The sequence below is a fragment of the Streptomyces sp. NPDC056160 genome (genome assembly GCF_042268205.1).
In the GTDB taxonomy this organism is placed as follows: domain Bacteria; phylum Actinomycetota; class Actinomycetes; order Streptomycetales; family Streptomycetaceae; genus Streptomyces.
On the sequence record NZ_JBHJUW010000349.1, the window covers coordinates 1 to 1,354 of the forward strand.

At 68.3% G+C, this 1,354-nt stretch carries 1 protein-coding gene; it reads left to right on the forward strand.

Going from position 1 to position 1,354, the window contains the following annotated elements:
• Positions 1 to 136: 136 nt before the first annotated feature.
• Positions 137 to 1,354: IS256 family transposase (locus ACFC02_RS42655; RefSeq protein WP_376368440.1), on the forward strand; the 1,218-nt coding region annotated here is incomplete at its 3' end.

Consider the following 1,354-nt stretch of genomic DNA (forward strand, 5'->3'; position numbering starts at 1 on the left):
GGGTTGCGTCCTGGGAAGTGGTGTACGGGTTCCCACCTGATCCGGGTGTTTGGCCTGGCGTCGGAGTGAGGGCCCGGATATGAGAACGGCCACCGGCTGATCTTCGAGTTGTCGAGGCTCGAAGGAGATCAGCACGATGACCGCACCCGACAGTCTGCCCCTGCACGCCCTCGCCGAGGAGAACCTCGCCGCGGCGAGTCCCGATCTGCTGCGCGCGATGATCAAGACATTCGCCGACGCCCTCATGTCCGCCGAGGCTGACGCCCTCTGCAACGCCGAATACGGGCAGGTCAGCGACGAACGCGTCAACCACCGCAACGGCTACCGTCCACGCGAGTGGGACACCCGCGCCGGGACCGTCGAGCTCGCCGTTCCCAAGCTGAGGCAGGGCAGCTACTTCCCGCACTGGCTTCTCGAGCGCCGCCGCCGGGCCGAGCAGGCCCTGATCTCGGTGGTCGCCACCGCCTACCTGCTTGGTGTCTCCACCCGCCGGGTCGAGAAGCTCGCCGAGTCCCTCGGGGTGACGCAGCTATCGAAGTCCCAGGTCAGCGCGATGGCCAAGCACCTGGACGAGCAGGTCGCAGCCTTCCGTAACCGGCCCCTGGACGCCGACCCGTACTCGTTCGTCTGGGTCGACGCGCTCACGCAGAAGGTCCGCGAGGGCGGCCGCATCATCAACGTCCACGCCCTGATCGCGGTCGGCGTCAACGCCGACGGCCACCGCGAGATCCTCGGCCTGGACGTGGCCACCGCCGAGGACGGCGCCGGCTGGCTTGCCTTCCTGCGTTCCCTGATCACCCGCGGCCTGTCCGGCGTCCAGCTCGTCATCTCCGACGCCCACGCCGGCCTCGTTGATGCGATCGGCGCGGTCCTTCCCGGCGCGTCGTGGCAGCGCTGCCGCACCCACTACGCGAGAATCTTGCTGAGCCAGGTGCCGAAGTCGGCCCAGCCCTGGGTCGCCACGCTGCTACGGACGGTCTTCGAACAGCCCGACACCGACGCGCTCCAAGCACAGATCCGGCACGTCCTGGACACGCTGGAAGCCAAGTTCCCCAAGGCCGCCGCGCACTTGGACGCAGCTCAGCACGACCTGCTCGCCTTTACCGCCTTCCCGCGAGAGATCTGGCGGCAGATCTGGTCGAACAACCCGCAGGAGCGGCTGAACAAGGAGATCCGCCGCCGCACGGACGTGGTCGGTATCCTCCCCGACCGCACCGCCGTCATCCGGCTCGTCGGCGCAGTGCTGGCAGAGCAGAACGACGAGTGGACCGAAGCCCGCCGCTACATGGGCCGCGAACTCCTCGCCAAGGCCCGACTCCACCCGATCGAGTCAGAAACCGACGACACCACCCTG